Origin of the sequence: Aeromonas bivalvium (genome assembly GCF_000819765.1) — a bacterium.
GTDB lineage: Bacteria > Pseudomonadota > Gammaproteobacteria > Enterobacterales > Aeromonadaceae > Aeromonas > Aeromonas bivalvium.
Genome location: NZ_CDBT01000017.1, coordinates 154,763 through 179,667 on the forward strand (window position 1 = coordinate 154,763; position 24,905 = coordinate 179,667).

General features: G+C 66.3%; 25 protein-coding genes. 8 read left to right on the top strand and 17 right to left on the bottom strand.

The genetic code is table 11. The annotated features are described in order from the left end of the window. Nucleotides 1–353: 353 nt before the first annotated feature. Nucleotides 354–1,439 (bottom strand): ketoacyl-ACP synthase III, encoded by a 1,086-nt coding sequence (locus BN1119_RS07165; RefSeq protein WP_041995791.1) that lies wholly within the window; start codon nucleotides 1,437–1,439, stop codon nucleotides 354–356. Between the two features lie 204 nt (nucleotides 1,440–1,643). On the opposite strand from BN1119_RS07165, the gene BN1119_RS07170 reads away from it, so the two are divergent. The 6 genes from BN1119_RS07170 (at nucleotide 1,644) to BN1119_RS19640 (ending at nucleotide 6,577) form a co-directional block, all read left to right on the top strand. Beyond that, complete coding sequence (locus BN1119_RS07170; protein ID WP_244463694.1) at nucleotides 1,644–2,588, top strand: LysR family transcriptional regulator; 945 nt, start codon at nucleotides 1,644–1,646, stop codon at nucleotides 2,586–2,588. Between the two features lie 110 nt (nucleotides 2,589–2,698). After that, nucleotides 2,699–3,310, top strand: coding sequence for a LysE family translocator (locus tag BN1119_RS07175; protein WP_041995793.1), 612 nt, complete (start codon nucleotides 2,699–2,701; stop codon nucleotides 3,308–3,310). A 131-nt stretch (nucleotides 3,311–3,441) separates the two neighbouring features. Further along, nucleotides 3,442–5,292, top strand: a complete 1,851-nt coding sequence (locus tag BN1119_RS07180) for a peptidase U32 family protein (protein WP_041995796.1) — start codon at nucleotides 3,442–3,444, stop codon at nucleotides 5,290–5,292. A 117-nt stretch (nucleotides 5,293–5,409) separates the two neighbouring features. Beyond that, a complete protein-coding gene (locus BN1119_RS07185) occupies nucleotides 5,410–5,739 on the top strand; it encodes a DHCW motif cupin fold protein (RefSeq protein ID WP_041995799.1) in 330 nt (109 codons plus the stop codon). 43 nt (nucleotides 5,740–5,782) lie between these two features. Then, nucleotides 5,783–6,040, top strand: coding sequence for a DUF1272 domain-containing protein (locus BN1119_RS07190; protein WP_041995801.1), 258 nt, complete (start codon nucleotides 5,783–5,785; stop codon nucleotides 6,038–6,040). Between the two features lie 105 nt (nucleotides 6,041–6,145). Then, nucleotides 6,146–6,577, top strand: coding sequence for a methyltransferase domain-containing protein (locus BN1119_RS19640; RefSeq protein ID WP_244463695.1), 432 nt, complete (start codon nucleotides 6,146–6,148; stop codon nucleotides 6,575–6,577). On the opposite strand, the gene BN1119_RS07200 is transcribed toward BN1119_RS19640, so the two are convergent. Next, the gene (locus BN1119_RS07200) at nucleotides 6,566–7,057 is read right to left on the bottom strand and encodes a DUF2938 domain-containing protein (RefSeq protein WP_041995803.1); all 492 of its coding nucleotides are present in this window, start codon (nucleotides 7,055–7,057) and stop codon (nucleotides 6,566–6,568) included. The genes BN1119_RS19640 and BN1119_RS07200 overlap by 12 nt on opposite strands. 74 nt (nucleotides 7,058–7,131) lie before the next feature. Between BN1119_RS07200 and BN1119_RS07205 the strand changes: the two genes are divergently transcribed. After that, on the top strand, nucleotides 7,132–7,545 hold the full coding sequence (locus BN1119_RS07205; RefSeq protein WP_041995805.1) for a helix-turn-helix domain-containing protein: 414 nt from the start codon (nucleotides 7,132–7,134) through the stop codon (nucleotides 7,543–7,545). 30 nt (nucleotides 7,546–7,575) lie between these two features. On the opposite strand, the gene BN1119_RS07210 is transcribed toward BN1119_RS07205, so the two are convergent. The 6 genes from BN1119_RS07210 to BN1119_RS07230 all read right to left on the bottom strand — a co-directional run bounded on the left by BN1119_RS07210 (nucleotide 7,576) and on the right by BN1119_RS07230 (nucleotide 13,340). Further along, entirely contained in the window at nucleotides 7,576–8,052 is a 477-nt protein-coding gene (locus BN1119_RS07210) for a methylated-DNA--[protein]-cysteine S-methyltransferase (RefSeq protein ID WP_041995807.1), read from the bottom strand. Continuing rightward, nucleotides 8,049–9,557 (bottom strand): AlkA N-terminal domain-containing protein, encoded by a 1,509-nt coding sequence (locus BN1119_RS07215; protein WP_041995809.1) that lies wholly within the window; start codon nucleotides 9,555–9,557, stop codon nucleotides 8,049–8,051. Before BN1119_RS07215 ends, BN1119_RS07210 begins: the two co-directional genes overlap by 4 nt. A 138-nt stretch (nucleotides 9,558–9,695) precedes the next feature. Continuing rightward, a complete protein-coding gene (locus BN1119_RS07220; RefSeq protein ID WP_041995811.1) occupies nucleotides 9,696–11,177 on the bottom strand; it encodes a carboxypeptidase M32 in 1,482 nt (493 codons plus the stop codon). A 116-nt stretch (nucleotides 11,178–11,293) separates the two neighbouring features. Continuing rightward, the gene (gene smrA, locus BN1119_RS07225; RefSeq protein WP_041995813.1) at nucleotides 11,294–11,905 is read right to left on the bottom strand and encodes a DNA endonuclease SmrA; all 612 of its coding nucleotides are present in this window, start codon (nucleotides 11,903–11,905) and stop codon (nucleotides 11,294–11,296) included. A 261-nt stretch (nucleotides 11,906–12,166) separates the two neighbouring features. Continuing rightward, nucleotides 12,167–12,343 (bottom strand): DUF3149 domain-containing protein, encoded by a 177-nt coding sequence (locus tag BN1119_RS19845; RefSeq protein WP_084205335.1) that lies wholly within the window; start codon nucleotides 12,341–12,343, stop codon nucleotides 12,167–12,169. A 91-nt stretch (nucleotides 12,344–12,434) separates the two neighbouring features. Beyond that, on the bottom strand, nucleotides 12,435–13,340 hold the full coding sequence (locus BN1119_RS07230; protein WP_041995816.1) for a TraB/GumN family protein: 906 nt from the start codon (nucleotides 13,338–13,340) through the stop codon (nucleotides 12,435–12,437). A gap of 92 nt (nucleotides 13,341–13,432) precedes the next feature. Here BN1119_RS07230 and BN1119_RS07235 point away from each other — a divergent pair, with 92 nt between their 5' ends. Then, entirely contained in the window at nucleotides 13,433–13,765 is a 333-nt protein-coding gene (locus tag BN1119_RS07235) for a DUF1904 family protein (protein WP_041995818.1), read from the top strand. Nucleotides 13,766–14,010: 245 nt separating this feature from the next. Here BN1119_RS07235 and BN1119_RS07240 read toward each other — a convergent pair whose 3' ends face one another. The 9 genes from BN1119_RS07240 to BN1119_RS07280 form a co-directional block, all read right to left on the bottom strand. After that, nucleotides 14,011–14,838 (bottom strand): SDR family oxidoreductase, encoded by an 828-nt coding sequence (locus BN1119_RS07240; RefSeq protein WP_041995821.1) that lies wholly within the window; start codon nucleotides 14,836–14,838, stop codon nucleotides 14,011–14,013. A gap of 99 nt (nucleotides 14,839–14,937) precedes the next feature. After that, nucleotides 14,938–16,347, bottom strand: a complete 1,410-nt coding sequence (locus BN1119_RS07245; protein ID WP_041995822.1) for an OprD family outer membrane porin — start codon at nucleotides 16,345–16,347, stop codon at nucleotides 14,938–14,940. 488 nt (nucleotides 16,348–16,835) lie between these two features. Continuing rightward, entirely contained in the window at nucleotides 16,836–18,764 is a 1,929-nt protein-coding gene (locus BN1119_RS07250) for a methyl-accepting chemotaxis protein (protein ID WP_041995827.1), read from the bottom strand. A gap of 272 nt (nucleotides 18,765–19,036) precedes the next feature. After that, nucleotides 19,037–19,936, bottom strand: a complete 900-nt coding sequence (locus BN1119_RS07255) for a DMT family transporter (protein ID WP_041995830.1) — start codon at nucleotides 19,934–19,936, stop codon at nucleotides 19,037–19,039. Between the two features lie 287 nt (nucleotides 19,937–20,223). Next, a complete protein-coding gene (locus BN1119_RS07260; RefSeq protein ID WP_041995832.1) occupies nucleotides 20,224–21,726 on the bottom strand; it encodes a GntP family permease in 1,503 nt (500 codons plus the stop codon). Continuing rightward, on the bottom strand, nucleotides 21,723–22,673 hold the full coding sequence (gene denD, locus BN1119_RS07265; RefSeq protein WP_041995835.1) for a D-erythronate dehydrogenase: 951 nt from the start codon (nucleotides 22,671–22,673) through the stop codon (nucleotides 21,723–21,725). Before denD ends, BN1119_RS07260 begins: the two co-directional genes overlap by 4 nt. Before the next feature lie 45 nt (nucleotides 22,674–22,718). Next, the gene (otnI, locus tag BN1119_RS07270; protein ID WP_041995838.1) at nucleotides 22,719–23,507 is read right to left on the bottom strand and encodes a 2-oxo-tetronate isomerase; all 789 of its coding nucleotides are present in this window, start codon (nucleotides 23,505–23,507) and stop codon (nucleotides 22,719–22,721) included. A 61-nt stretch (nucleotides 23,508–23,568) separates the two neighbouring features. Continuing rightward, a complete protein-coding gene (gene otnC, locus BN1119_RS07275) occupies nucleotides 23,569–24,201 on the bottom strand; it encodes a 3-oxo-tetronate 4-phosphate decarboxylase (RefSeq protein ID WP_041995841.1) in 633 nt (210 codons plus the stop codon). Further along, nucleotides 24,194–24,905, bottom strand: a 712-nt coding sequence (locus tag BN1119_RS07280) for a four-carbon acid sugar kinase family protein (protein ID WP_167335459.1), incomplete at its 5' end; no start/stop codon positions are given. The genes otnC and BN1119_RS07280, both read right to left, overlap by 8 nt.

The following is a 24,905-nucleotide window of genomic DNA, read 5'->3' on the forward strand; positions in this document are numbered from 1 at the left end:
ACCGCCAGTGCCAGCACCAGGTTGATGGCCAGGTAGGGATAGGGCCAGCCCTGGGTTGCGAGACAGAGCAGGACGCCGTTAGTGACGGCCAGGGCGAGCACCCAGAAGAGGGGGGCCCGATGGGGTAATAAAGCGCTGTGTTTTGCCATACATGAGCTCATCCGTGAACGCGGGGTGGGCGATCGACACTGACTGGGTAGCGCACTATGTAGTTATTAATTACTGATCGCTCAGTAATGGTAGCCCAAAAAGAAAAAAGGCAAGGGATCAGCAAGATAAAGGGAGAGGGGAGGGGGCTGGCGAGGGGGTGACAAGTGGAGGATGGCGTTGCGCCATCCTCTTTCGGGTCTGGTTTAGCGGGGGCGGTCGGCCTGCTGGCAGCCCGCGACGGCGCTGGCGATGAGCTCGAGCCCCGTCTGCTGGCAAGGGGGCAGTTCGTCGTCACACAGAGCCAGCGGCGTGACCCGATCGCCCCACTTGATGAGGGCGGCGCCCCAGGTCAGACCGGCGCCAAATGCGGCGCTGAGCAGATAGCTGTTCGGTTTGACCCGGCCCTGTTCCAGCGCCTCGCACAGGGCGATGGGCACGGTGGCGGCCGAGGTGTTGCCGTACTGGGCTATGTTGACCATCACCTTTTCCATGGGGGCGTCCATCCGCTTGGCCAGGGTCTCGATGATCCTGAGATTGGCCTGATGGGGCACGATGAGATCGATCTGCTCCGGGGTGATGCCAGCCTGGGCCAGCACGGCGCCCGTGGCCTCGCCCATGCCTCTCACCGCCCGCTTGAAGATCTCCTGCCCCTCGAAGTTGAAGGTGAAGAGGCCGTCAATTTCGGCGAAACGCTCGCGATCTGTGCCGAAGTCGGGAATGTGCAGGATCTCGCGCGCCTCACCATCACAGCCGAGCCTGTTGGCTATCAGGCCGCTCTCCTGCTCGCTCGCCTCGATGATGACGGCGCCGGCGCCATCGCCGAACAGCACGGCGGTGTCGCGCTTGGCCCAGTCCAGCAGCTTGGTCAGTCGCTCGGCGCCAATGATCAGCACCCTCTTCATCATGCCGGTCTGCACCAGGGCGGTGCCGACGGAGAGCCCGTAGACGAAGCCGGTGCAGGCGGCATTGAGATCGAACACCGCCGCCTTGTGGGCGCCCAGGGCCTGCTGCACGGCGGAGGCACCGTTGGGGACCAGCGTGCCCGGGGTGGCGGTGGCGAGAATGATGCCGTCGAGCTGGCTCGCCTCGAGACCGGCGCAGGCCAGGGCGCGGCGGGCGGCCAGGGTGGCCAGGGCCGAGCAGCTGACGTGGGAGACTCGGCGGGCCTTGATACCGGTGCGGGAGTGGATCCACTCATCCGAGGTATCCATGATGGTGCTGAGGTCATCATTGCTCAGCACTGCGGGGGGCAGGCACTTGCCCCACCCTGTGATATTGGCAAAAGTCATGGCGTTACCACTTGTCTCTGGGCCCCTGGCGAGGTGCGGCATGGGGCGGAAAATCGCGCAATTATGACGGAGCGGCTGCCATCTGTCATCCCGAGGCCCGGATCCGGCGCGTCGGGAGCGGGTCGGGGATGAAGGAGGGACCCGATTCGGGTTGGGGCCGGGGACGAGCTGGATTAAGATGGGGCCGACGACAAGGAGTCCACCGTGAGCCCAACCCTGAATCCGAATGTGAACCTGAATCTGTTGCCCACCCTCAAGGTGTTGCTGGCGACCCGCAACCTCAGCCGGGCGGCGGAGCAGTTGCACCTGAGCCAGCCGGCTATCAGCAAGCAGCTGGCACAGCTGCGGGAGGCCTTTGGCGACGAGCTGCTGGTGCGGGAGGGGCAGCGCTGGCTGCTGACACCCAGGGCCGAGGCGCTGGTCGCCGAGCTTGGACAGGCCCTGGACGCCCTCGAGCGGCTCTATGCCCCCGTTAACTTTGTTCCCCGGACCTGCGAACGGGTGTTCCGGCTCGCCTCGTCGGATTATGTGGCCCAGTACATCCTGCCCGATATCTGCGCCGAGCTGGCGCGTCAGGCGCCGGGGGCGGCGCTGGAGTACAGCCTGTGGGACAAGCGCCAGTTGCCCGAACTGTGGCGATCCGAGCTGGATCTGGTGTCCACCATCACGGATCTGGTGCCGGATCAGATCCGCGGCCTGCACCAGGGGGAAGACAGGCTGGTGGTGCTGATGGGGCGCCACCACCCCCTGGCCGGACGCCCCCTGACCCTGACGGATTATCTGGCCTGGCCCCATCTGCAGGTGAGCGGCGGCGGGGACAAGGACAGCCCGGTGGAGCAGGTACTGGCGCCCCAGGGGCTCTCCCGGCGCTGGTTTGCCCGGGTGCCGTTTTTCCAGGCGGCCCTCGAGGTCTTGCTGCGCACCGACTGCCTGATGACCACACCGGCCCATATCGCCTGGCAGCTGAGTCAGCAGCACGGACTCTGCTTCGTGGCCCTGCCGTTTGCGACCCGCTCCCAGCAGTACCACCTGATGTGGCACCAGCGCCATCATCAGGATCCGGCCCATCTCTGGTTTCGCGAGCTGGCCTTCCCCTTCCTGCGCGACCATCTGCAACGCACCCTCAAGGCGAGCCGGGCCTGGCTCTGATCCCGGCTTCACTATCATCCTGGGTTATGGGATCTATTCATAACTTTCACTACAGGCATGGTCAGCCCGGCGCTACCTTGGCTTTCAGATAATCGACTGGAGTAGATGAAATGGAGTGGAGCAGCTGGTTGGCCCTGGTGGCCATCTGCGTGATGGGGGCCATCAGCCCGGGGCCCAGCCTGGCGCTGATCATTCGCAATACGGTGCAGGGGGGGCAGGGTCACGGTGTGGCCACGGCACTGGGACACGGCATGGGGGTCGGCATCTATGCGCTGATCACGGCCCTCGGCCTCGCCATCCTGCTTACCCAGACCCCGCTGCTGTTCGATCTCATCCGTTACGGCGGCGCCGCGTTTCTCGCCTGGCTCGGGGTCAAGGCGCTGCTGGCCAGGCCCGCAGGGGGTGAGACAGGCAGCGAAGAGGGGCATCCGCCCCGGGGCCGCCAGGGGGCGTTCGAGGGCTTTATGGTGGCCTTCTTGAACCCCCAGCTCGCCATCTTCTTCATCGCCCTGTTCAGCCAGTTCGTGCACGCCGACACCGGCTGGCGCGAGGGGAGCATCATGATGCTGACCGCTGGCGGCATAGACGCGCTCTGGTATGTGCTGGTGGCCCTGGTGCTCTCCCGGGGGCCCGTGCTGGCCTGGCTCAAGGCCAAATCCACCGTTATCGACAAGGTGAGCGGTCTGGTACTGCTGGGATTGGCGCTGAAGGTGGTGATCTGACCCTCTTCTCTAGGGCGAGCTGGGCCTGATCCAATCCTGCATTCTGCGGTGATCTTAAGCGGGATCAAGGCGGGGGGCGCCCGGTCTCGCTAGAGTGGCGGGCATTTCTCGTCCGCTTTCAGACCAGGCCCATGCAGGATCACACCCAGACTCACCGCCTCGAGCTGCTGGCCCCGGCCAGGGACCTCGCCTATGGCATCGAAGCCATCAACCACGGCGCCGATGCCGTCTATATGGGGGGCCCCGCCTTCGGTGCCCGCAGCGCAGCGGGCAACAGCCTCGAGGACATCGAGGCCCTGGCCCGCCATGCCCACCGCTTCGGCGCCCAGCTCTTCGTCGCCTTCAACACCCTGCTGCACGACCACGAGCTGGAGCAGGCCCGGCGCCTGACTCATCAGATCTACGAGGCGGGGGCCGATGCGCTGATCGTGCAGGACATGGGGCTGCTGGCGCTCGACTTGCCCCCCATCGCGCTGCACGCCAGCACCCAGACCGACAACCGTACCCCGGAAAAGGTGAAATTTTTGCAGGACGTGGGCTTCTCCCAGGTGGTGCTGGCCCGCGAGCTCTCCCTTGCGCAGATCCGCGAGATAAGCGCCGCCACCAGCGTGCAGCTGGAGTTCTTCATCCACGGGGCCCTGTGCGTCTCCTACAGCGGCCAGTGCAATATCAGCCACGCCCGCACCGGGCGCAGCGCGAACCGCGGCGAGTGCGCCCAGCTCTGCCGGCTGCCCTGCTCCCTGCAAACGCCAGGGGGGGAGGTGCTGGTGGAGAACAGCCACCTGTTGTCCCTCAAGGACATGGATCAGAGCGCGAACCTGGAGGCGCTGATCGCCGCAGGGATCCGCTCTTTCAAGATTGAAGGGCGGCTCAAGGGGCTGGATTACGTCAAGAACGTCACCGCCTGGTATCGCCAGAAGCTGGACACCATCCTGGAGCGCCGCCCCGATCTGGTGGCCGCTTCCGCCGGTCGTTGCAGCTACACCTTTACGCCGGATCCCAAAAAGAGTTTCAACCGGGGCAGCACCGACTACTTCCTCCATGGCCGACAGCCAGGCATCGACTCGCCGCGCAGCCCGAAATACGTAGGGGAGCCGCTCGGGCGCGTCACCAGCGTGACCCGCGATGGCATCGAGATCGACGGCCAGGCCGTTGCCTTCAACAACGGCGATGGCCTCGGCTTCTTCAAGCCGGGTGGGGAGCTGGTGGGGATGCGCCTGAACAAGGTGGAAGGCAAGCAGTTACTCCTGTCGGAACCCATGTCCGGTCTCAAGGTGGGCACCGAGATCTTTCGCAACCACGATCAGGCCTTCAGCAAGCAGCTCGAAAAGGGGAGCGCGGATCGCCGCATCCGGGTCGATATGCGGCTATCGGAGTGCGACGAGGGACTGCGGCTCGAACTGGTCGACGAGCAGGGCATCGGCGCTGCCGTCACGCTCCCCTGCCACCAGCAGCCAGCCGACAACCCGGAACGGGCGCTGCAACAGGCGCGCGACCAGCTTGGCAAACTCGGCAACACCCTGTTTGTGGCTCGCCAGATTGAGTTGGCAATAACGAGGCCGCTGTTTATTGCCGCCTCACAACTCAACGGCTTGCGCCGGGAGGGGATCGCCGCCCTGGAGGCGGCCCGTCTGGCTGCCTACCGGCGACCCGAGCGGCGCATTCCCCTGCGAGGCGCCGTTTATCCCCAGCATCGGCTCTCCTACCTCGGCAACGTGCTCAACGGCGCGGCGGAGCAGTTCTTTCGCGAACACGGGGTGGGGAGCATTGCCCCCGCCTATGAGGCGAACAAGGAGGAGCGGGAAGTGGTGCTGATGACAACGAAGCACTGCATCCGCTACAGCCAGCAGCTCTGTCCCAAGGAGGTGCCCGGTCTCAAGGCCGAGCCCCTGGAGCTCAAGATGGGCAAGGAGAGTTTCCGCCTGCGCTTTGACTGCCACCGCTGCGAGATGCAGGTGATGGGCAGTCTAAAGAGGGGATGATTGCCCGTGTGGGCATGGGGCTGGAGCGGATTTGATGGCAGTATGGGGCGCGGCCTTGTCACGGATATCCCCTGGTGAGGCGCCTTTTCCCAGCCTTCTTCTGACAAAGGATCCGTCATGAACATCAATGCACTGCCGTTTTGCACCACGAACTGGGCCGAGGTCCCGCCGACCGAACACAAGGGAGAGCGCGGCGTCGCCCGCTGGCACACCCGGCAGTTCGGGGATCTGCGGGTGCGAATGGTGGAGTACTCCCCCGGCTATCTGGCGGATCACTGGTGCAGCAAGGGCCATGTGCTGCTCTGCCTCGAAGGGGAGCTGCACACCGAGTTGCAGGATGGCCGGGTCTTCACCCTGACGCCGGGCATGAGCTACCAGGTGGCGGACAACGCCGAACCCCATCGCTCCTACACCGAACTGGGCGCTCGCCTCTTTATCGTCGACTGAGCCGCCCTCTCTCCCGCTTCCCCTTGTGCATCAGGAACTTGCCATGCTTGAACTCAGACCCAACTGCGAATGCTGTGATCGGGATCTGCCCGCCGACACGGCGACGGCCTACATCTGCTCCTTCGAGTGCACCTTCTGCGCCGAGTGCAACGATCGGTATCTGCACCTGACCTGCCCCAACTGTGGCGGCGAGCTGGTCAGGCGTCCGCGCCGCCCGGCGACCAAGCTGGTGAACAACCCCGCCTCCCTCCAGCGCGTCTTCAATCCGGCTCTGAAAGCGGCGCTGAGCAAGGGGGGCTAGGGCGCTCCCTTCATGGGAAGGGCTGGGCTGGCAACTGGCTCGCCCCTGTGGCTCTTGACCTTCTCCCGGCGGCAGCCCCTATCAAGGGGGCTCACGGAGCAGAAGATGACGGAGCGATTCGAAGGAGAAGGGGCGCAGGTCTATGACAGTCGCATTCCCCTGCTGGTGCCAGGCTACGAGCTGCTGCACCAGCTTTGTGCCTCCCGGCTGATGGCCGCGCTGGGCCAGCAGGCCCGGGTGCTGCTGGTGGGGGTGGGCACGGGCAGCGAGTTGCGGCTGCTTGGCCGCCTCTGCCCCCGCTGGACCTTCGTGGCCCAGGATATCTCGGCGGACATGCTGGCCGAGCAGGCGGGCATGGGGGAGCGGGTGTGCTGGCACCTGCGAGCAGATGGTGCGCCGCCTCGGGGGGGATTTCACCTCCCTGGACGAGACGCAGACCCGGCGCCTGCTGCAAGGCGCCGGTTTTGCGGCGGCGCACCGCTTCTTTCAGGCGCCGGGCTTTCACGGCTGGCTGGCGCAGCGGCGTTAGCCCCCTAACAAGGTGTGCAGCGCCCAGCCAGAGAGATAGAGCCCCAGGCCGAACACGGCATGGTTGATCAGGCTGTGAACCCGGGCCGAGGCGGGGTGTGGCGTGCGGGAGGCGGCGATGCCGGCCCCCATGCCGGGCTGCATGACAAGAAACGGGGCCGCCACTGTGACCAGACCCAGGGCGAAGGCCGGGCCCGGCGTGGGCGCCAGCAGCCAGTCTTGACCCTGGATGGCGATCAGCAGGGCGGCGAAGGCGATACCTATGAGGTAGTGGGCGCTCCAGCCGATGAGGCTTTCCCCCGGGATGGGGTTGGCCGCCCCTATGGCCTCATGACGGAACCGGCCCTGGGGCATGTGACCGAGCCAGCGCCCCATCATGGCGTAGCTCGGCAGCGGCATGCCCAGCAGCGGCTTTCGCGCCACGCCCCATAGATCCATCAAGGCCGTTGCGCCGACCCCGATAAGCAGCACGGCGAGCAGAGTGTTCATGGCATCTTCCTTGTCTTGAGTTGAAACTGACGCTAGCGTACAACTTCAAGTCGACTTGAGGTCAAGGGGGGAGTGTGGATATATCCGAGGTGGTGAAGCGGTCCGGGGTGCCTGCCTCGACCTTGCGTTTCTACGAGGAGAAGGGGCTGATCCAGGCCCTTGGTCGTCAGGGCATCAGGCGCCAGTTTGCGGCCAGCGTGCTGGAGCGCCTGGCGCTCATCGCCCTGGGGCGGGCGGCGGGTTTCTCGCTGGACGAGATTGCACGTATGTTCGGGGACGACGGGCGCCCCGAGATAGACAGGGAGCAGCTGCTGCACAAGGCCGAGGAGCTGGATCGCACCATAGTGCAGCTGACTGCGATGCGCGACGGTCTGCGCCATGCCGCCATCTGCCCGGCGCCGAGCCACATGAGCTGTCCCACCTTTCGCCGCTTGCTGGGGGCCGCCGCCCGTGGCGTCATCCAGGGGCGCAAACCGCCGCGCCCCTGAGTCGAGTGCTGGGGCGAGCAGGCCGCTTCCTCAGCCGTCGATCCCCTCCAGCGCCAGCAGCGCCTGCTTGATGGGCAGGCCCCCCGCATAGCCGGTGAGGCTGCCGTTCTGGCCTATCACCCTATGGCAGGGCACTATGATGGAGAGCGGATTGCGGCCATTCGCGGCCCCCACCGCCCGCACCGCGCTCGGCTTGCCGATGGCACGGGCGATGTCACCGTAGCTGCGGGTCTCCCCGTAGGGAATGTCGCACAGGGCCTGCCACACCGCTTGCTGAAACGCCGTGCCCCGCGCCGCGAGCGGCAGGGTGAAGCGCTGCAAGCGCCCCGCGAAGTAGTCCCGAAACTCGGCAAGGAAGGGGGCGAGCGCCTCGCCGTCCTGCTGCCAGTCCTGCATGTCGGGCAGCGGCCGCAGCCCGGCCACGAAGTCCACGTGGACCAGACCGCGCTCATCGATGGCGACCAGCAGATCGCCGCAGCGGGTGGGTAAAATATCGTAGCGGATCATGGGCTTTTCTCCTCGTCTTGTTCGTTGTGGGGCTGGGTGAGCAGCGTCGGTTGTTCGCTCATGGCATGCCACAGCCAGCTCGCGGCATAGGCGCGCCACGGCTGCCAGGGGGCGCTGCGCACTGTCACTTCTTTCACCGGCAGCTTGTCACCGCCCCCCAGCGCCTTTTGCAGCACGAGATCGGAGGCGGGGAAGGCATCCGTGTCCAGCCCGCAGCGCAGCCGCCAGTAGGCGACCGTCCAGGGGCCTATGCCCGGCAGCGCGAACAGTTGCTCGTCCCTTGCCGTGGCCAGGGTGAGCGCCCCGCTTGCGAGCGCCGAGGCCAGCCCCTGCAGGGTGCGAATGCGGCTGCCCGGCATGCCGATGCCGTCCAGATTGAGCTCGCACAGCTGGGCCGGGGTGGGCAGCTGCGCCGTGCCGAACTGCGCCAGGGTGCGCGCCACCAGGCGCCCCATGATGGTGATGGCCCCCTTGACCGACACCTGCTGGCCGACGATGGCGCGCAGCATCACCTCGTATTCATCCCACCCCCCCGGCAGCCGCACCCCGGGCCAGTGCCCCTGTATCCGCGCCAGCAGTGAATCCTGCCCCAGGTGCTCGCCGATGCGGCCCATGTCGGCATCGAGATCCCACATGCGGCGCACGCGATACAGGATGTCCGGCAGCGCACCCGGCGGTAGATCCCGCACCGTCAGCCTGAGCCTCTCCCCCTCGACGGGCTCGATGCGAACGACCCCCTCCTGATCGCCGACCCGGTGACGGCGCTCGTAACCGTGCTCATCCACCCGCTCCAGCCCGGGGATGGCGCGCAGCCGGTAGAACGCGAGCATGGCCCGGGCATCGAACGGCGGGCGATACGGCAGGTGCAGTTGCAGGCTCGATTGCGGCGTCTCTTGCTGTGCGTCCCCTTCCTGCTTGCGCAGGGCCCCCGGCGTCATGCCATACGCCTGTTGCCAGGCATCGTTGAAGCGGCGAATGCTGGCAAAGCCTGCGGCAAACGCCACGTCCGTGATGGGCAGGCGTGTCTCCGTCAGCAGCCGTTTCGCGAGCAGCAGGCGGCGCGTCTGCTCCACCTGTTTCGGCGAGGCGCCGAGGTGTTGCTCGAACTGGCGCCTCAGGGTGCGCTCCGTGATCCCGGCCTGGGCCGCAAGGGAGCCCAGGCTGTGCTCCGCGAGCTCGCCGCGCTCGATGCGTGCCAGCACCTGGGCGACGAGCGGCGGCAGATCGCCGCACTGCGCCGGTGCCAGCTCGGGGCGACAGCGCAGGCAGGGCCGCAGCCCGTGCTGCTCCGCCGCCGCCGCGAAGCGAAAATACTGCACGTTGTGCTCGTGCGGTGCCCGCGCCGGACACACGGGGCGGCAATAGATGCCGGTGGAGAGCACCCCGGTGAAGAAGCGGCCATCGAAGCGCGCGTCGCGTGCGAGCCGGGCGGCGTGGCACTGTTCCCGGGTGAGGCCAGGGACGATCTCGTCCCTTTGGGATGAAGGTGGGGGCACTGTGGTCATGGCATGGCTCGGGCTTCAGTGGGCATATCCCAGAGACTAAGGGGGGGCTAGAGGGGTGACTAGCCAAAAACGGACAGAGATAGCAAAAATAGTCGGGCAGGGGGAAGCGGGCGCGACGAAGGACGCGCCCGGTAGCCGTTATTTCAGGTAGCGCTGTTCGAGGTGCTGACGCAGCCACTGGGGATTGAGCGCCTCGCCGCTCGCGCGGCGCACCAGCTCGTCCGTGTCGAACGCGCTGCCGTGTTGCCACACGTTTTGCTGCAACCAACCGAACACGTCGGCGAGTCTGCCCTGTGCCACCAAAGTGCCGAGGGACGCGCCGAGCGCACGCTCCAGCGCGAAGCGCAGCTGCGCCGCGTACATGGCGCCGAGCGTGTAGCTCGGGAAGTAGCCAAACGAGCCGTCCGTCCAGTGGATGTCCTGCATGCAGCCATCCCGGTAGTTGCCCTTGGTCGACAATCCGAGCCACTGCTGCATCTTCGCATCCCACAGTTCGGGGATGTCCGCCACCTCGATGCGCCCCTCGATGAGGTCACGCTCCAGCTCGTAGCGCAGGATCACGTGGGCCGGGTACGTCACCTCGTCGGCATCGACCCGGATGAGACCAGGTTTCACATCGAGATACAGGCGCGCCAGGTTCTCGGGGGCGAGGGCGGGCTGGGTACCGAAGTGGCGTGCTATGTGCGGCGCTATCAGGTTCAGGAACGCGGGGTCATGGCCGAGCTGCATCTCGCAAAACAGGCTCTGGCTCTCGTGAATGCCCATGGATCGCGCCTCGGCAACCGGTTGGCCGAGCAGATGGCGCGGCAGCCCCTGCTCGTAGCGCGCGTGACCCGTCTCGTGGACTATGCCCATCAGGCTGGAGACGAATTCGTCCTCGTTGTAGCGCGTGGTGATGCGCACGTCCGTCGGCACGCCGCCGCAGAACGGGTGGCTGCTCACGTCGAGGCGGCCGTGCGCAAAATCAAAGCCGAGCAGCCCCATCACCTCCTGGCCGAGCGCCTGCTGACTCGCGATGGGGAAGGGGCCCCTGGGCTGCAAGGGCTGTGTCTGGCGCTGGCGCGTCGTCACGTCCTGGATGAGGCCCGGCAACCACTGGCCGAGGTCGCCGAAGATGACGTCCAGCCGCGCGCTCGTCATGCCGGGTTCGTACAGTGCCAGCATGGCGTCGTAGGGACGCACCGCGAGCGCCTCGGCGCGCAAGGTGGCCACCTCCCGGGACAGGCGCACCACCTCCTCGAGGTTCGGCGCAAAGCCTGCCCAGTCGTTCTCCTTGCGCTGGCGACGCCAGGCATGTTCGCAGCGACTGCCGGCCAGCGACAGCGCCTCCACCAGATCCCCCGGCAGCAGGGTCGCATCCTGCCACTGACGCTTGATCTCGTGCAGGTTCGCCCGTTGCAGCTCGCTCAGGGGCTCGGCCTCGGCGTCGGCGATCCACTGGGCCAGCTGCGGTGCCGTGCGCGCTGTGTGCAGCAGCAGACCCAGCTCAGCCATGGCCTCGGCGCGGGCTTCGTTGCCCCCCTGAGGCATGACGGCGGCCTGATCCCAGCCGCAGATGGCGCCAAGGTGGGAGAGGCGGTAGAGCCGTTGCTGGTGTTGCTCCAATTGTTGATATGACATAAGGGGTCCTTGTTATTGTGGTTGGGTCCTGGCTGCCGTCCGGCAGGCCCGCTCCTGGCAAGGACGGGCGTCCCGATGCTAGCACCGGCCGCGGCGACGGGCCAGCACCCGCCTGGTCAGCCGAGGCGCTGCTGGTGGCGTTCCCGGTTCTGGGCCTTCTTCTGCTCGCTCTTGCGCAGCAGCACATAGAGGGCGCCGCTGCCGCCGTGGTGCGGCTGGGCGCTGTGGGCCGCCATCACGCTCGGCAGGCAGGGCAGCCAGGCGCTGATCTGGCTCTTGAGTCGCCCCCGCTTTGCGCCCTCCAAGGAGGGGGCCGACTGCGCTGGGCCCTCGCCCCGGCCATGGAGGATAAGCAGGCAGCGGATGTCGCGCCGCTCGCAGTCACGCAGGAAGTCGACCAAGGCCCGGCGCGCCTCCGGCACGCTGTGGCGGCGCAGATCCAGGCTGCCCTGCAGCACATATTTGCCAAGGCGCAGCTTCTTGTAGACCCCCTCCTGCACACCGTCGCGCTTGAAGCCGACGATGGCGTGGGGATCGAGGGCGGGAGCGGGATCCAGGGAGAGCAGGTCCAGCTCGTCGCTGGTGCCATGGGCGGCGGCGTGACGCCGGGCGAGCTGGGCCTCGCTCGCGCCGACCGTGCCGGGCTGGGGGCTGATGCGGTCATGGCGAATGGGTTTCACATCGGCCACTTCCTGCAGGAAGAGTGAGCGTTCGTCGTTATCGGACACGGCAGGCTCCCGGAGAGTAGGAATGAGCCTTGCAGTGTAGCGTCAGCAACACCGGGAGAGAATCGTCAGCGACACCGGGAGAGAATCGTCAGCCACATCGGGAGAAGATCGTCAGCGCAGACGACGCAGAGGGTCAGTGGGGCGAGAGAAGCTCACCCCCCGAGGAGGAGGGACGCGGGCCGGCCCCGATCAAGGGCGCCGGGGCGCCCCTGCGGGTGCTGCGTTGGGGGGCCTCTGCGGATGCTGCCCCGGGCTGGCGCCTCAGTGATGGGGTGCCTTGGGGGAGGGTTGACCCTCCTCCACCGGCGGCTGCGCCTTGTGTACCTTGTAGATGAAGTAACCGGCGTAGAAGCTGATCAGCGCCACCGTCACCAGTATGACCAGCATGGACATCCACCCCACGGGGTGGCCAAACATCAGGTTCAACCAAAAATCCATCTCATCCGCTCCTGCCGTTCGTCGATGACAGGCATGATAGATACCTCTTTATGGGGCAGAGATGATCTCGATCAACTCCCATGCTGCTTATTTAATCGCTGGCTGACCCTGTGACGGCGCGCACAGACTCGGGCCGGGTCAGGGGCTCGATGCGCCAGCCTGCTCCCTCGAGCAAGGCCAGGAGTCCCTGCTCCCCATACAGGTGCAGGGCGCCGACCACCACGAAGCTCTCGGCGGGCAGGGCGGGCAGGCGGCGCAGCCAGTCGTGATTGCGCCGGGCCAGCAAGGTCTGCTCCAGCCACTGTTGCAGCGCCGGGGGTGCCATCTCCTCCTTGAGCAGGGCGATGAGCCGTGCCTCGTCCCCGTCCTGCCAGGCAGCCAGGATGGCGGCGAAGCTGGTGTCGAGCTCGGGCAGCTCGTCCAGGGTGGCGGCCAGCATCAGATCCTGATGCTCTGCCACGCTGGCAAGGTAGCCGAGCTGTTCGGTCAGGGTCTCCAGCCCCTGTACCGGTTTGCCCCCTTGGGCGGCGCGGTTGGCGAAGTGCTGATCGATGCCGTACTCGCCGCTAAAAGGGCTCTTCACCAGGGCCCGCTGGGTCAGACTGATGGCGGCAAACCAGGGTTGCAGACCGTTCAGGCTGGCTGGCGGCAGGCCCAAGCGGCTCGCCGCCTCCTGGGTGCGTCGATAGAGCGCCGGGGGGATCTCGTTGGCCAGGGTCCGGCCCGGCGGCAACCGGGTCAGGCTCGCCACCTGCTGCCATTCATCGGCCGGGATGGCCGCCATGTCCACCTCGAGCACCAGGGCGCGGCTCTGGGCCCAGGCCCGCTCTATGGCGTCCGGCAGGGGATAGATGCTCGCCTGGGCGGCATGGATGGAGCCCAGCAGCCAGAACTGCCGATCCCCCTTGCTGAGGTGATAGAAGGCGGGCTCGGCCAGCAGCCGGGTCGGCAGCAGCAGCCAGAGCAGCAGGGGCAGTAGCAGGCGAAAGGCGGACATGGAACTCCTTGGGAGATGGCAGTTTGCACATGATTCGGGTAAGGGCTTGGGTCTATGATAAGGCCTCATCCATATCAGCCAAGAGGTTTCCCATGCCCCACCTGCGTTTTCGCGCCGTCGACGTCGAGGTCTTGCAGCGTATCAGCGCCCCCCTGGTCGCGGATCTGTGCGCCCTGACCGGCGGCAAGCCGGAGTTTGTCACCCTGGAATCTCTGGGGAGCCGGTTTGTGCGTGACGGCCAGCCGGAGGCGGGCAACCCCTTCGTCGAGCTGCTCTGGTTCGCCCGCCCCCAGGGAGTGCAGGACGAGGCGGCGGCCCTCATCACCCGCCATCTCAAGCAGGCCCTCGGCGAGCAGACCTATGTGGTGGTGCAGGTGATGGCCATCGACAAGTCCGCCTACTACAGCAATGGCGAGCACTATTGATCGTGCGTCGTTTTGCCGATGTCGGGCAGGCCAGGTAATGAGGTCCCCTTTATTACGACAGCAATGGCGAGCACTATTGACCGTGCGTCGTTTTGCCGATGTCCGGCAGGCCAGGTAATGAGGTCCCCCTTAGTACGACAGCAATGGCGAGCACTATTGATCGGGTGATCTGATCCGGCTGGTGCAAGCCGGGAAGCCTCGGGCAGCAGCGATGGCGGCCTGCCGGAACTGAGTGCCAGCCCGGGTCAGGCCGACTTGCCGAGGATCAGATCCAGGCAGCGGCTTGGCAGGAGGCGACGCAGCCAGGCAAACAGCCGGGTCGGGAAGGTGACCGGGTAGCGGTGCCTGGGGCGCCGGCTGGTGAGCGCATGGAGCAGCGGCGGGATGCAGGCCTCGCTTGGCAGGGTGAAGCGCCCGCTCGGTCCCTCCTTCTCCAGTCGAGCCAGGGTCAGGTCATAGTCGGCACGATGGCGGCTCAGGGCCGGGTCGATATGGCGCAGGAAGGCGGCCCGGGCGTTGGCTCGAAATTGGGTGTCGATGGGGCCTGGCTCTATCAGGCTGATGTGGACGCCGCTGCCGGCCAGTTCCAGGCGCAGGGTGTCCGTATATCCCTCCAGGGCGAACTTGCTGGCGTTGTAGGCGCCGCGATACTTCATGGCGACCAGCCCCAGCACTGAGCTGTTTTGCACGATGCGACCCTCGCCGGCGGCCAACATGGCGGGCAGGATCTGGCGGATCAGATGGTGCCAGCCAAACAGATTGGTATTGAACTGGGCCCGCAGGGCGGCCGTGGGCACGTCTTCCAGGGCACCGGGCTGGCCGTAGGCGCCGTTGTTGAACAGGCCGTACAGGCGGCCGCCGGCCAGGGTCAGGGCGGCCCGGGCGCCGGCCTCTATGCTGGCCTCGTCATCGAGATCCAGCTGTACCGCGAGCAGCCCCTCCTCTTTGAGTCTGGCCACGTCCTCCGGGCGTCTGGCCGAAGCGATGGCGGTCAGACCGGCGCCCTGAAGCGCCCGGGCGGCGGCCAGGCCTATGCCGCTGGAGCAGCCGGTGATCAGCACGAAACGGGACATGACACTCTCCTCAACGGATGGGAAAGGGGACATGGTAGCGCGCAGCGCCAAAAAACAAAACCGGGCCAATTGGCCCGGTTTTTCTTTATCGTCAGCGGCTTACAGAATGGTAAACGGCATGATGATGTGGAACTTGACGTCATGCTCTGAGGTGAACATGTTCGGGTAGTACCAGCTGCCCTTCTCGTCCTGCTTGTTGTTGTAGTCGGTGTAGTGCAGCTTGAACAGGGTGCCTTTGAGCTTGCCATCTTGCACCGTGTACATCACGTCGAAGTTGGCGGCCCACTCTTCACCGTCTTTGGGCAGGCTCTTGTCGCCGTTCTGGGCACCCCAGCCATAGGCACCGGAGACACCGACGGTCCAGCCGGGGGCGCCGACCAGGTCATCCAGGGAGCGGGTCACGCCGGCAAACAGGGCGATCTCGCCGTTCTCGTTCCAGTCGGAGCGGGAATCCCACCAGATCTCGTTCGCACCCTGGGAGTTGGCATAGCCTGTGGTCAGACGGGGCAGGTAGTTGCCCAGGTCACCGTCAGCCTTGGTGTAGAGCGCTTCGGTACGGAAACCGTACGGACCCATGGCCCAGCTGGCGGTCAGGGCTTGTTGCCATGCCAGACCGTCGTAGTCGTCGTTGTCGGTGGTGGAGCCGTAGAACTGGTAGCTGGTGTTCAGGCCGCCCAGTACGTCAAACTTGTGGGCCAGCTTGAAGTGGTAGCTGTCCATGTAGCCTTCGGACTGGCCGAAGGAGCCGGTGATGGCTGTGCCGCCCTCGAAGGTATAGCGGGCAGCCAGACCGTGGATGTAGTCGATCTTGTTCTCGTCATTGAAGGCGACATCGCTGCCGGCATACATGGTCTTCTTGGAGAAGCCTGCGGTCTCCTTGAACCAGGGGGCCTTGTATTCATCGGCGATGGCGTAGGTCAGGTAGAGGCCACCGAAGTTGCCCTCGATCTGGCCGCCGCGGTAGGTACCGGGCTGATAGGACCAGTTGACCCCCAGGATACCCGGGACGTAGAGCTGGGTCAGACCACCCTTGGCGGTGATGGCACCGTCCAGGAACTTGAGTTTCAGGGCCGCGTTGGAGAGGCTGAAGCCACCCTCGGACACGCCGTCCATCTTGTCGCCCCACTTGGTGCCGATGAAGGTGAACTCGTTCTCTTCGTTGACGCCGTTGCTCTCGTCGACGGAGAGGTCATAGGCGCCGAAACCGCCGACATCCACACCGACCACATCCCAGGCGTAACCGGAGTTGTAGTTCAGGGCGAGCTGGGTGGTGGCATGGCTCAGGTTGGAGTGATACTTGCCATCACCGTCTTCACCACCCTGGATGCGCTGACGGTCGCGCTGGAAGTAGAAGAGGCCACCGTTGAGTTTGCCCTCTTCATAGAATTTGCTGGCGGCGGCCTGATAGGCGGGGCCAGTTTCGTCGGCTGCGAATGCCAGACCGGGGGCGAGCAGGGCGGCGATGACCGCACTGCTCAGGGCAGCACGCTTGAAGATCACTTTTTCCATTTCGAATTGCTCCTGATTTTATGGACTTAGCTTTTTTATCCGGCGATCTGGCGTGATGCCGCCGCGCGGTTTTGGCATTGCAATCAAGACCCCGAAGGGCAAAAAAACGTTTCTGTCGCTGTCCTGCCTCGATGACTTGGCACATCGATGACGAACAGGCTTGGCTCTATACAAACTTTATTTTTTGTGTACCGACCTTGGCGTGTCGGTTGATTTCAAGAGTACGTTCGCGGTGCGAAATATCAATCAAAAGTTCCAGGCTCATTTCAAAACTATGACAGAGTGCAAATAATTGTGTCATTAAGCCGTTATTCGCCGAGAGGGCGTCATCGCTGGCCTGATAACGCTTTCATGGGTAATTATGTGGTCGGATGCGGCGGGAGAGGGGAGGCGCCGAATCTTCTCTGTTAACGCGAATTTAACAGTTGATTTTGCGCTACAAAAAAAGACCGCGCGAGGCGGTCTGTCGACGGCAGGGGTGGCGGGGCTCAGCCCTGGTGGCCGAGGATCCTGGGGATCTGCTGGGCCTGATGGTGGATGTGGCCCGAGACCTGCACCGCCAGCTGGCTGACCTGGTGGGCATGCTGGCTGATCTTGCCGATGAGCGCCGCGAAGGTGGCGAGCTTGTGCTCCTGGCTCTTGGCGTTGTCCGCCCCCTGCAAGGCGATGACCGCCGTGCTGCGCGCCATGTCCCGTACCTGCTGGGTGGTCTGGCGCAGCTGCTCGGCCTGCTGGCGCTGCTGGGCCGATTCGTTGCGAATGCGGCCGAGGACCGAGGTTATCTGCTCCCCCGAGCCGGTGAGCCGCTGCAGGATCTCGGTGATTTGCGCAAGGGAGCGCTGGGTATCGGCGGAGAGATGACGCACCTCGTCCGCCACCACGGCAAACCCGCGGCCATGCTCCCCCGCCCGGGCCGCCTCGATGGCGGCATTGAGCGCCAGCAGGTTGGTCTGCTGGGCGATGTGGTTGATGACGTCGACGATGGCGGTGACGTCCTCCACCGAGCGGCGCAGCTGGGCCAGGGCGTCGCCGCTCTCATGGATGGCAAGGCCGGTCTGCTCGGTCGCCAGCAGCATGCCCCCCACCAGTCGCTCGCTGTCGGTCATGGACTGCTCGTTGTGCTGGGCATGAAGGGCGATATCCGCGGCCACCTGGTGCACCTCGCTGGCGAGCTGGTTCAGCTCGCTCATCATCTGCTCCCCCTCTCCGACCGCCTGCTCTGTGGTGTGGGTGCTCTGGTGAATGTCCTGCACCTGGCTGACCATGCCCTGCAGGCTGAGGGAGACCGCCTCGAGCTGCCCCTCCTTGTGGGCCTGCTCCTGCTGCTTGTGGGCCAGCAGGCGGTTGTAGCTCGCCACTATGTCCGCCAGCTCATTGCGCTCGCGCCCCTGGGGCAGGGGTTCGGCCAGGCCGGTCTGCTCGAGCTGGGCGAAGGCGGCGCGCAACCGGATCAGGGGGCGCACTATCCAGCGGCGCTGACACCAGGCGAACAGCAGCGCCGTCAGCACCAGGCCGAGGGCCAGGCTGCCGAGCACGGTCGCCAGATGCTGATTGACCCGATGGCGCTCGGCGCCGAGGGCATCCCCCATCCGGGTCATGGCCGCCAGCATCTGCTCGAGATCCCCGTTGACCGCTTCCCGGGCCTGCTGCTGGCGGGTGAGGGCCTGCTGGCTGTTGGTCAGCTCCTGGGGATAGCGGCGCAGCAGGCTCTGCAGCTCGTTGCGAGGCTGCTGGCCAAGGTCCCGGCGCTCTGGCTCTCCCAGGGTGAACTCATCCTGGGCGGGAGCGGGTTCGAGCAGCCCCAGCAGCGGCAGGGCCGCGAGGGCATCGGCCTGACGGCTCAGGCTGGCGAGCTCGAATTGCAGGGCTTCGAGCTGCTTGGCGCTGCCCTGGGCCATGTATTGCTGGCGCAGATGAATGAGATGGGGCAGGGCGGCGAGCAGGTCGGCGGCCCCCTGGCGATAGTCGGCGGCGGCGGGAGCCTCGCTGCCCTGGCCGTAGCGCAGCAGCGCCTTGGCCTGGGCGGTCAGCTCCCGTTCGGCGTTTTGCAGCAGCTCCTGGCTGTTGCCCGACAGCTTGCCGGCGGCCAGATAGTCGCTCTCTATCTTCTTGCCCATTCGATCCAGTTGCCCCTTGAGCGCCTCCACGGAGGGGCCAGACATCTGTTCGAGCTGACCGATGGCGAGGCGGCGCGCCCCCTCGGCACTGGCCAGGCGCACTGGGTCGCCGCTGGCGAGGTAGTCGCGCAGGGCCCCCTGCAACGTGGTGGCGAGCCGCAGCTCCAGTCGCTCGTGCTGGCGCTGGCTGGATTCGCTGCGCTCGAGCTGGCGCCAGCCATAGCCCAGGGCCGTGGCGAGCACGCAGGCGAGCAGCAACAAGATCAGAGCGGCAAGGGAAGAGTAACGGGAGATATTCACCAGAAGAGTCCTGCTTGAACGACGAACGGCGCCAGCTTAGGCAGGATTGATGGCAGTTTCATGACAGGGGCCAAAACGGCCTGCGCCGTGGAACCCTGGCCCCGAGGTCAGCCTTTCATCGCGGTTCCCGGGGCGGGTGGCTTGGCTTTGGCCGACCCAGCCTTGAGACCGGCAGGGCGCCGCCCATGCTCAGCCGTTTGCTGCGGCCTTTGGGACGGATGGCTTGAGCTTGGCCGACCCAGCCTTGAAACCCGGCAGGGCGCCGCCCAGGCTCAGCCGTTTGCTGCGGCCTTTGGGACGGATGGCTTGAGCTTGGCCGACCCAGTCTTGAGACCCAGCAGGGCGCCGCCCAGGATCAGGCTGCCTGCCAGTACGTGGCGCAGGGTCAGGGTCTCCCCGTTGAGCCAGACCAGCAGCAGGGTGCTGAGCAGGGGGGTGAGGTAGGCCAGGGCGCCGATGCGGCGCGGATCCCCGTCCCGCAGCGCCAGATACCAGGTGACGAAGGCCGCCCCCATGGGGCCGAGGGCCAGACCCATGATGAGCCCCCAGTCGCCGCTCGGGATGGTCGCCAGGGGCAGGGGACCCTCCAGCCCCCGGGCCAGCAGCAGGGCCAGCAGACCTGCGGGCAGGCAGGCCGCCGCCGTCACCACGGCGGGGGCGGGGGGCAGGCGGCGCGACAGCACAGAGTAGCCGCCCCAGATGATGGCGGCCCCGAGTGCCAGCAGGTAGCCGGGCAGGTGGGCCGATTGCAGTTGCAGCTCGCCGTCGACCATCACCAGCACGCTGCCGGCCAGGCCGAGCAGCCCCGCCAGTAGGTGTCGCCCCTGCAGGGGGTGGCCCGGCAGCAGCAATGGGGTGAACAGTATGATGAACAGCGGCCAGAGGTAGTTGATGAGGTTCGCCTCCAGCACGGGGGCGTGGCGAAAGCTCATGAACAGCAGCAGGTGATAGCAGAGCAGGGCCGTGATGGTGACCAGCCAGGTCTTGGGGCTGGCGCGCCACTGGCGCCAGAACGGCAAGGCGCCTGCACCGCAGAAAAAGAGCACCAAGCCTACCAGCACCAGGGGGGAGACGCTGGTCACCCGGGAGGTGAGAGCGGCCAGGGAGGCCCACAGCAAGATGGTGAGCAGGGCGAAACCGGTGGAGCGATCGCGCAGGGGCGAGCCAGACATCTTCCAATCCTTGTGAGAGAAGCCAACGAGGGGGCCAGTCTAGCAGACGGGTCCCCTCGTTTCCTATGCCCGCCCTGGTCAAGGATGGGTGCCTCTCGTTGTGTCCTATGCCTGTCCTGATCAAGGACGGGTCTCTCTCATTGTTTCCTATGCCCGCCCTGCTCAAGGACGGGTCTCTCTCATTGTTTCTTATGCCCGCCCTGCTCAAGGACGGCTGCCTTGTGTTGTTTTCCAAGGAGAGCCCTATGCCCGGCGGCGAACGCCGGGCATGTCACAGGTGCGTCGACTCAGGGCTGGCGCACCGCCGCGGGGGCCGTCATCCCCAGGGGCTGGCGGCGCACCCCCCAGATGATGAGGGCCAGCACCAGCAGGGGCAGCACGGGGTCGAACCAGGTGCCGCCGGAGCCGAACAGCAGGTTGAGCAGGGCGACCCCGGTGCCGCCGATGGCCCAGGCGATGGTGGTGGGGATGGACCAGACCACCATCTGCTGCTTGACGTCCGAGATCCCCATCATGCGGTTCACCACCCAGAACAGGCTGTCGTTGAAGTAGCCGAAGAAGAGCGACCCCATGGTGGCGGCCTGGGCGGCCAGCAGCATGTTGACCCCGGGGATCTGGGCCAGTATGGGGGCCGAGATGGAGGCCGCCGTCACCATGGCGACCGTGCCTGAGCCCTGAATGAGGCGCACCAGGGTCGCGACGATGAAGGGGATCAGTATGGGGGAGATGGGCAGTCCCGCAATCTGCTCGGCCAGCTGGTTGCCGGCGCCGCTGTCACGCAGCACGGCCCCCAGGGCGCCGCCGGCCCCGGTCACCAGCAGTATGATGCCGGCCGATTGCAGTCCCTCCTCGAGGCGCTCGGCGGTGGCGTGCCTGTCCATGTGGGGCACCAGGGTATAGACCGCCAGCAAGACGCTGATGGCCAGCGCTATGATGGGGGTGCCGATAAAGCTTATGCCTTGCACCAGCGGGTTGCTGCCAAGGGATTCAAGCCCTTCGAAACTGGCCAGAGTGGTCAGCATCGCCTTGCAGAAGATGAGGGCGATGGGCACCAGGATGGGCAGCAGGGAGAGGGTCAGGCTCGGCAGGGGCTTGTCTGCCTTCTCCTTGAGGTACTGCTCATAGCTGGCTTGCAGCTCGTCCGGGGTCTTCATCCCCTGCTGGCCGAATTCCGGGTACTTCTTGTCGAGCCACTGGGCGTAGAGCACGATGCCGATGACGCAGGGCACCGCCAGGCACATGCCGGTCAGCAGCATGGCGCCGATGTCGACCCCGAACAGACCGGCAACCCCCAGGGGCCCAGGTGTCGGCGGTACCGTATGGTGGGTCACCACCAGGCCGCCCGCCAGGGCTACCCCCAGGGTCAGCAGGGAGCGTTTGCCGCTTTTTGCCAGCGCCTTGGCCACCGGGAACAAGATGACGAAGGCGGAGTCCACGAAGATGGGGATGCTGACGATATAGCCAGTGATGGCCAGCGCCCACTCCTCGCGGCGCTTGCCGAGCCACTTGATGAAGCTGTAGGCGATCTGCTCGGCCGCGCCCGACACCTCCAGCAGGCGGCCCATCATGACCCCGAGGCCGATGACGATGCCGATGCTGCCAAGGGTGGAGCCAAAGCCCTGGGTGATGACGGCGAGGGTCTTGTCGATGGTCATGCCGCCGGTGAGTCCGGCGATGCAGGCTGCGGCCAGCATGGCGATCAGGGCGTGGACCCGGGTGCGCAGCACCAGGAAGACCAGGGCAAAGACCGCGATGATGAGCCCAATGATGGGGGTGGGTATATCGATCATGATGCCTCCTGCATGTCATGGGTGATAAAGCTGTCGATGATGTCGGCGAAGGTCCCGTCCGCCACGAAACCAAGCTCACAGGCCCGGCTGCTGTCGATGCGCCCTGGCCAGCTGGCGACGATGCGCTCGATGGCGGGATCCGGCGCCAGGGAGACCCGCTCCCGGGCGGCCTGGCCGCCTGCCTGGGTCAGGGTGGTCAGCATCTCCTCGACCGTGACGCTGATGCCGGGCAGGTTGATGCTGCGCCAGCCGGTCGGCGGGCTCAGGGTCGCGGCGGTGAGGAAGTTCGCCACCACTGTGGCCGGGCTCGACAGCCAGAGCCGCAGGGCCGGGTCGACCGGGCAGCAGGTCGTCTCCCCCTGCAGGGGCTCGCGGATGATGCTGCTGACAAACGACGAGGCGGCGCGGTTCGGTTTGCCCGGCCGCACGCAGATGGTGGGCAGACGCAGCACCAGGCCATCCACATAGCCCTTGCGGCTGTAGTCGTTGACCAAGAGCTCCCCCATGGCCTTCTGGGCGCCATAGGAAGAGGTCGGGGTGAGCGCCGTGCCGTCGTCCACCTGCTCGGGCAGGGGGCCGCCGTACACCGCGAGCGAGCTGGTGAAGATGAAGCGGATGCCGGGTCTGGCGTGGCGGCACGCCTCCAGCAGGGTGCGGGTGGTGTCCAGGTTGACACGCCAACCGAGATCGAAATCCTGCTCGGCGTGGCTGCTGACGATGGCGGCCAGGTGATAGACGATCCCCGTCTCCTTGGTGATCAGGGTCTCGGCCACCCCGGGGGCGGTCAGATCCATTTGCAGGCAGCGTACCCTGGGGTCGGGCTGCGGGCTCATCGGCATCTGTATGTCCACCAGCAGCAGTTCGCTGAAGGGGAGAGGTCCTTGCAACAGGGCGCGGGCCAGGCGTTGGCCGAGAAAGCCGCCGCCCCCCGTGATGATGATCTGCATCTTGTTATCCTCAGACTCGTTCGTGTGTAGGTCGTTCTTGTTGTGTTATCGGGATGTGGATTGCCATTGGCGTAGCCAGCCCAGCCCTTCCCGGGTGCCGGCGCTGGGGTGGTATTCGCAGCCTATCCAGCCCTGGTAGCCGGCCCGGGCCAGGGCCTCGAACAGGTGGGGATAGTGGATCTCCCCCCGATCCGGCTCGTGGCGATCCGGCACAGAGGCTATCTGGACATGGCCGATGGCCGGGCCCAGGGTGGCGATGAGACGGGTGAGATCCCCGTCCATGATCTGGGCGTGGTAGAGATCGAGCTGCACCCCCACATTCGGCCTGTCTATCTCTTCCACCAATGCCAGGGCATCGCGCTGGTGGGCCAGGAAGTAGCCGGGCACGTCCCGGCTGTTGAGGGGTTCGAGCAGCACCTTGATGCCGTCCGCGGCCAGAACGTCGGCGGCGAAGCGGATGTTCTCCACCAGGGTCTGGCGGTGGGCGGCCAGGGAGTGGGCCGGGTCAATCAGGCCGCTCATGGCATGTACCTTCTTGCAGCCGAGCGCCAGGGCGTAGTCCCGCACCCTGGGCAGCTGGGCACGAAACTCCGCCTCTCGCCCCGGGATGGCGGCCATGCCGCGCTCACCGGCCGCCCAGTCCCCGGGGGGCATGTTGAACAGGGCCTGGGTGAGACCATTCTCCCGCAGCTGGCGGGCCAGTTCGGCAGCCGGCCACTCGTAGGGAAACAGGCACTCCACCGCCTCGAACCCGGCGGCGCGGGCCGCGGCGAAGCGCTCGATAAAGGGGAGCTCGGTAAACAGCATGGTCAGGTTGGCGGCAAACTTGCTCATGGGGTGATCTTCCTCAATGCGTTGTGCTCGTGTCGGGTCAGAGGGGCGTACCAGGGCTGGCTCATGGTTTCATCCTCCTCAATTCGGTGATCTCGGGTTCGCTCAGGTAGCGAATGGGCTGGCCATGGAGCAGCAGGGCCAGGCGGGCCGTCTCCTCCAGCTCTTCCATGTTGTTGACCGCCTCCACCAGGTTCTTGCCCATCACCACGGGGCCGTGGTTGGCGAGCAGGAAGGCGCCTGCGTCCCCGGCGCGGCGACCCAGCTCCTCGGCGATGCGTTCATCCCCCGGCCGGTAGTAGGGGATGAGGGGCAGGCTGCCGACCCGCATCACGTAGTAGGGAGTGAAGGGGCGGATCACGTTGGCCGGATCCAGTCCATCGAGGCAGGAGAGGGCGGTCAGGTGGGTGCAGTGCAGGTGCACCACCGCCTGGCAATCCGGGTTGTTGTGGTAGAGCGCGAGGTGGAAGGCCACCTCCTTGGAGGGGCGATCCCCCCCCAGGTGCTCGCCGCTCATGCTCACGCGGGAGAGGCTCTGGGCGCTGAGTCTGCCGAGGCAGGAGCCGGTGGGGGTGGCGATCAGGGTGCCGTCGGGGAGCCGGGCCGAGAGATTGCCCGCGCCGCCGGTGGCATAGCCTCGCTCGAACAGGGAGGCCCCCAGCATCACCATGGTGTCGCGCAGTGCCTGTTCAGTCATGAAACGCCTCCTGGGCGGTGGAGAAGAAGTGTTCGTCGCCAAAATTGCCGGACTTGAGCGCCAGGGAGAGGGGCCTGTCCGTGGCCCGCACCCAGGGCACCCCGGGGGCTATCTGGGGACCTATGTGGAAGGCGTGGATGGCAAGGGCCTGGGTGACCCGGCTCGAGGTCTCGCCCCCGGCGACGATGAGCCGACTCACCCCCGCCGCCACCAGCAGGCGGGCCACGGCGGCGAAGCAGGCTTCCACCGCCTCGCTCGCGGCCTGGACCCCGTACTGGCGCTGGATCTCGCCCAACGTCTCGGGAGCCGTGGTGGCATAGAGCAGGGGCGCCGGGCCCTCCCCCTGGCTCAGCAGCCAGTCGGCGAGGCGGGCCGGGTAGTCCGGTTCGGTGAGGCAGGCCTCCACCGACAGGGCCAGGCTAGGCGCCAGCGTGCGATAGCGGGCTACCTGACGGTTGGTCATCTGGGAGCAGGAGCCGGACAGGATGGCGCAGGGGCCGGGCACGGGGAGACCGGCGGCTCGCGCTGTCAGGGGCTGCCCCCGGCTCAGCTGGCGGGCCAGGCCGATGGCGAGGCCGGAGCCGCCGGTGACCAGGGGCCAGTCGCGCACGGCGGCGGCGATATCCAGCAGGTGCTGCTCGGTCAGGGTGTCGACCACGGCGTAGCGATAGCCATCATCCCTGAGGCGGGCCAGGGCGGCGGCG

What these genes read in the sequence shown, in the direction of transcription:
- BN1119_RS07165 (WP_041995791.1), bottom strand. Translation starts at nt 1,439, where the DNA reads ATGACTTTTGCCAATATCACAGGGTGGGGCAAGTGCCTGCCCCCCGCA.
- BN1119_RS07175 (WP_041995793.1), top strand. Translation starts at nt 2,699, where the DNA reads ATGGAGTGGAGCAGCTGGTTGGCCCTGGTGGCCATCTGCGTGATGGGG.
- BN1119_RS07180 (WP_041995796.1), top strand. Translation starts at nt 3,442, where the DNA reads ATGCAGGATCACACCCAGACTCACCGCCTCGAGCTGCTGGCCCCGGCC.
- BN1119_RS07185 (WP_041995799.1), top strand. Translation starts at nt 5,410, where the DNA reads ATGAACATCAATGCACTGCCGTTTTGCACCACGAACTGGGCCGAGGTC.
- BN1119_RS07190 (WP_041995801.1), top strand. Translation starts at nt 5,783, where the DNA reads ATGCTTGAACTCAGACCCAACTGCGAATGCTGTGATCGGGATCTGCCC.
- BN1119_RS19640 (WP_244463695.1), top strand. Translation starts at nt 6,146, where the DNA reads ATGACGGAGCGATTCGAAGGAGAAGGGGCGCAGGTCTATGACAGTCGC.
- BN1119_RS07200 (WP_041995803.1), bottom strand. Translation starts at nt 7,057, where the DNA reads ATGAACACTCTGCTCGCCGTGCTGCTTATCGGGGTCGGCGCAACGGCC.
- BN1119_RS07210 (WP_041995807.1), bottom strand. Translation starts at nt 8,052, where the DNA reads ATGATCCGCTACGATATTTTACCCACCCGCTGCGGCGATCTGCTGGTC.
- BN1119_RS07215 (WP_041995809.1), bottom strand. Translation starts at nt 9,557, where the DNA reads ATGACCACAGTGCCCCCACCTTCATCCCAAAGGGACGAGATCGTCCCT.
- BN1119_RS07220 (WP_041995811.1), bottom strand. Translation starts at nt 11,177, where the DNA reads ATGTCATATCAACAATTGGAGCAACACCAGCAACGGCTCTACCGCCTC.
- BN1119_RS19845 (WP_084205335.1), bottom strand. Translation starts at nt 12,343, where the DNA reads ATGGATTTTTGGTTGAACCTGATGTTTGGCCACCCCGTGGGGTGGATG.
- BN1119_RS07230 (WP_041995816.1), bottom strand. Translation starts at nt 13,340, where the DNA reads ATGTCCGCCTTTCGCCTGCTACTGCCCCTGCTGCTCTGGCTGCTGCTG.
- BN1119_RS07235 (WP_041995818.1), top strand. Translation starts at nt 13,433, where the DNA reads ATGCCCCACCTGCGTTTTCGCGCCGTCGACGTCGAGGTCTTGCAGCGT.
- BN1119_RS07240 (WP_041995821.1), bottom strand. Translation starts at nt 14,838, where the DNA reads ATGTCCCGTTTCGTGCTGATCACCGGCTGCTCCAGCGGCATAGGCCTG.
- BN1119_RS07245 (WP_041995822.1), bottom strand. Translation starts at nt 16,347, where the DNA reads ATGGAAAAAGTGATCTTCAAGCGTGCTGCCCTGAGCAGTGCGGTCATC.
- BN1119_RS07255 (WP_041995830.1), bottom strand. Translation starts at nt 19,936, where the DNA reads ATGTCTGGCTCGCCCCTGCGCGATCGCTCCACCGGTTTCGCCCTGCTC.
- BN1119_RS07260 (WP_041995832.1), bottom strand. Translation starts at nt 21,726, where the DNA reads ATGATCGATATACCCACCCCCATCATTGGGCTCATCATCGCGGTCTTT.
- denD (WP_041995835.1), bottom strand. Translation starts at nt 22,673, where the DNA reads ATGCAGATCATCATCACGGGGGGCGGCGGCTTTCTCGGCCAACGCCTG.
- otnI (WP_041995838.1), bottom strand. Translation starts at nt 23,507, where the DNA reads ATGAGCAAGTTTGCCGCCAACCTGACCATGCTGTTTACCGAGCTCCCC.
- otnC (WP_041995841.1), bottom strand. Translation starts at nt 24,201, where the DNA reads ATGACTGAACAGGCACTGCGCGACACCATGGTGATGCTGGGGGCCTCC.